The organism is Geodermatophilus chilensis (assembly GCF_002802985.1).
GTDB lineage: Bacteria > Actinomycetota > Actinomycetes > Mycobacteriales > Geodermatophilaceae > Geodermatophilus > Geodermatophilus chilensis.
Genome location: NZ_NVPT01000289.1, coordinates 1 through 3,230 on the forward strand (window position 1 = coordinate 1; position 3,230 = coordinate 3,230).

Sequence of the window (3,230 nt, forward strand, 5' to 3'; positions counted from 1 at the left end):
CCGCGCGCGGTGGCTGGCCTGCGACGGGCAGGTCAGCCGCATCGTCATGGGCCCCGACGGGATGCCGCTGGACCACGGCCGCACCGTGCGCCTGTTCCCGCCGCACGTCCGGCGCGCGGCCGAGGTCCGCGACGGCGGCTGCGTGTTCACCGGCTGCGCCGCCCCGACCTGGTGGTGCGACGTGCACCATCTGCTGGCCTGGATCGACGGCGGCGAGACGAACCTGGACAACGCCGCCCTGCTGTGCGAACGGCACCACACCAAGGTGCACCACGGCTTCCGGGTCGAGCGACAACCCGACGGGCGATGGCGCAGCTGGCGCCCTGATGGCACCGAGATCCTCACCGGGCCGGGCCGCACCGGCCCGCCACTGGCCACCGCCGCCTGAGGTCGCCGCTCGAGACCGCCGCGCCCGATACCACCGCGCCTGAGGCCGCTGCCTGCCTGATGGACGACGCCCGTCCAGCCGCACGACCGCGGGTCGTGCGGCCGAACGGGCGTGGACACCCGGGCTCCGTCGCGACCGGGCGGCGGCGGCGGGCCGGTCGTAGCGTCCATGCCATGAGCGAGTCGAGTCCGGACTTCTACGACCTGGAGGAACTCCTCGAGCCGGAGGAGATCGAGATCCGCGACCGCGTGCGCGCGTTCTGCGAGAAGGAGGTCACCCCGCGGATCAACGACTACTGGGAACGCGCCGAGTTCCCCTTCGAGCTGGTGCCCAAGCTCGCCGAGCTGGGCATCGCCGGCGGCACCATCGAGGGCTACGGCTGCCCGGGCATGAGCAACGTCTCCGCCGGGCTGGTCGCCGCGGAGCTCGCCCGGGCCGACGGCAGCGTCGGCACCTTCAACGGCGTGCACAGCTTCCTGGCCATGCAGTCGATCGCGCTGCTCGGCGACGAGGAGCAGCGTGAGCGCTGGCTGCCCGCGATGGCACGCATGGAACGGATCGGCGCCTTCGGCCTCACCGAGCCCGCCCACGGCTCGGACGCCGTCGGCCTGGAGACCTCGGCCCGCCGCGACGGCGACTCCTACGTGCTCGACGGGCAGAAGAAGTGGATCGGCAACGGCAGCATCGCCGACCACGTGCTCATCTGGGCCCGCGGTGAGGACGGCGCGGTCGGCGGCTACGTCGTCGACAAGGGGACGCCGGGCTACGAGGCCCGCGTGATGACCGGCAAGACGGCGCTGCGCGCGGTCTGGCAGGCGGAGATCACGCTGACCGACGTCCGGGTGCCGGCGGAGAACAAGCTGGCCAACTGCCACAGCTTCAAGGACGTCTCGCTGGTGCTCGACCGCACCCGCTACACCGTCGCCTGGCGGGCGCTCGGGCTGGCCACCGCCTCCTACGAGCTGGCCCTGGCGCACGCGCTGCGCCGCGAGCAGTTCGGCCAGCCGATCGCCGGCTACCAGCTGGTGCAGGACAAGCTGGCCCGGATGCTCGCCGAGATCACCGCGATGCAGCTGATGTGCTGGCGGCTGTCCAAGCTGGCCGACGCCGGCCGGATGACCGCGGCGATGGCCTCGCTGGCCAAGATGAACCACGCCGCCAAGGCCCGGGCCATCGTCGCCGACGCCCGCGACATCCTCGGCGGCGACGGGATCCTCATCGACCACCACGTGGCCCGCCACCACGCCGACATGGAGGCCGTCTTCACGTTCGAGGGCACCGACTCGGTACAGGCGCTCATCGTGGGCCGCGAGATCACCGGCCTCTCGGCGATCAGCGGACGGCGGCCCGAGCGCCGTTGACCCGGACGGGCGGGAGGCGCCGGCTGCTCAGCCGACCCGGCTGAGCGGCCGCGTCGCCGACGTCAGCTCCCGGCACTCCGGGCACGCGGTCCGGCCGGCGCCGACCCGCTGCCAGTCCTGCGAGCCCCACACCTGCACGATCGCCCCGCAGACGGCGAGCTCCACCTCGCCGTCCAGCTCGCTCGGCGGCCGGTGGGCCTCGACGGCGTGCCACGGTGTGCTCTGCTCGATCGGCCGACCCGGGGACCAGCGGTCCGGCCGGGCGAACCCCACTGCGTAGGACTGCACGTTCTGCTTGTGCCCCGCGTCACATCCCGGAAAACCCGCCCTGCCCGGCCGGACGGGCGACGCGGGAGCGTGTGCGCATCCCCGCCGCGGGGAACTCCCGGAGCGTCCCCGCACCCGAGGAGCGAGCCGTGACCCAGACCGACAGCCAGCGCGACGTGGTGGACCTGCTCAGCGCCGACCACCGCGAGTTCGACCGCCTCTTCACCGAGCTCGAGGGCCTGTTCGGGCAGAGCGGCCCCGACGTCCTGCGCCGCAAGCGCGAACTGGTCGACGAGGTGACGATCGGCCTCGTCAAGCACTCCGTCGCCGAGGAGACCCGGGTCTACCCGAAGGTCGAGCAGCAGGTCGACCGCGAGGAGGCCGAGCACTCCAAGCACGAGCACGCCGAGGCCGAGGAGACCATGAAGCGGCTCGAGCGGATGGACCCCGACGACCCGCAGTTCGACACCGAGGTGGCCACGCTGATCCGCGAGATCCGACACCACGTCGAGCACGAGGAGAGCCGGATGTTCACCGAGCTGCGGGCGGCCTTCAGCCGCGAGCAGCTGGTGGAGATGGCCCGCGACGTCGAGCGGGTCAAGGCGATGGCGCCCACCCGGCCGCACCCGATGACGCCGAACGAGGGCGTGGTCCGCACCGTCGCCGGTCCGGTCGCCAGTCTCATCGACCACCTCCGCGACGCGGTCAGCGGTCGGGGCAAGCGCAAGGGCTGAGCGCACCGGCCGGCGCCCACCGGCGGCTCCCCGCGCGCGCTACCGTCGAGGGGTCGCGATCGGTGAGGAGCACGTCGGTGGAACCTGTCAGCCTGCTGGTCGGCGCGGCGCTGCTCGCGGCCGGTTTCCTCGGCGGCCGGTTGAGCCGCCGTCGTCCCACTCCCCCGCCGGCGCCGCCTGCGCCGCTGTGCGGGTGCGGCCACACGCTGAGCCAGCACGACACCGAGACCAACACCTGCTACGCCGAGCTGCGGCGTGACACCTACGACAAGCGGGGCCGCTGGTCGGGGCACCAGTGGGTGCCGTGCACCTGCCGGCAGTACGTCGGCCCGCGCCCGATCGACGAGGTGTTCATGCCGCGGCTGCTGCCGCCGACGACCGACTAGGAGCCTGCTGAACAACCTCGGCGTGTCTGCCCGGTGCGAGCGGGGAGCGCGAGAACGATTTGGGTCGTGCAGGGCACTTCCCAGCCTCAGCATG

The 3,230-nt window shown here is 72.9% G+C and carries 5 protein-coding genes; 4 read left to right on the forward strand and 1 reads right to left on the reverse strand.

What is annotated here, in order from left to right; translation table 11 throughout:
• Positions 1-388, forward strand: a 388-nt coding sequence (locus CNO22_RS26350) for an HNH endonuclease signature motif containing protein (protein ID WP_198588627.1), incomplete at its 5' end; no start/stop codon positions are given.
• Positions 389-561: 173 nt separating this feature from the next.
• Entirely contained in the window at positions 562-1,749 is a 1,188-nt protein-coding gene (locus tag CNO22_RS26355; RefSeq protein ID WP_100502195.1) for an acyl-CoA dehydrogenase family protein, read from the forward strand.
• A gap of 27 nt (positions 1,750-1,776) precedes the next feature.
• On the opposite strand, the gene CNO22_RS26360 is transcribed toward CNO22_RS26355, so the two are convergent.
• Positions 1,777-2,037 carry a hypothetical protein gene (locus CNO22_RS26360; protein ID WP_100502196.1) on the reverse strand — a complete coding sequence of 87 codons (261 nt, stop codon included), beginning with the start codon at positions 2,035-2,037 and terminating at the stop codon, positions 1,777-1,779.
• A gap of 128 nt (positions 2,038-2,165) precedes the next feature.
• On the opposite strand from CNO22_RS26360, the gene CNO22_RS26365 reads away from it, so the two are divergent.
• Positions 2,166-2,750 (forward strand): hemerythrin domain-containing protein, encoded by a 585-nt coding sequence (locus CNO22_RS26365; RefSeq protein ID WP_157937149.1) that lies wholly within the window; start codon positions 2,166-2,168, stop codon positions 2,748-2,750.
• A gap of 77 nt (positions 2,751-2,827) precedes the next feature.
• Complete coding sequence (locus CNO22_RS26370) at positions 2,828-3,136, forward strand: hypothetical protein (RefSeq protein WP_100502198.1); 309 nt, start codon at positions 2,828-2,830, stop codon at positions 3,134-3,136.
• Positions 3,137-3,230 lie beyond the last annotated feature (94 nt).

Coding starts and splice junctions, on each gene's coding strand:
- CNO22_RS26355 (WP_100502195.1), top strand. CDS start 562: ATGAGCGAGTCGAGTCCGGACTTCTACGACCTGGAGGAACTCCTCGAG.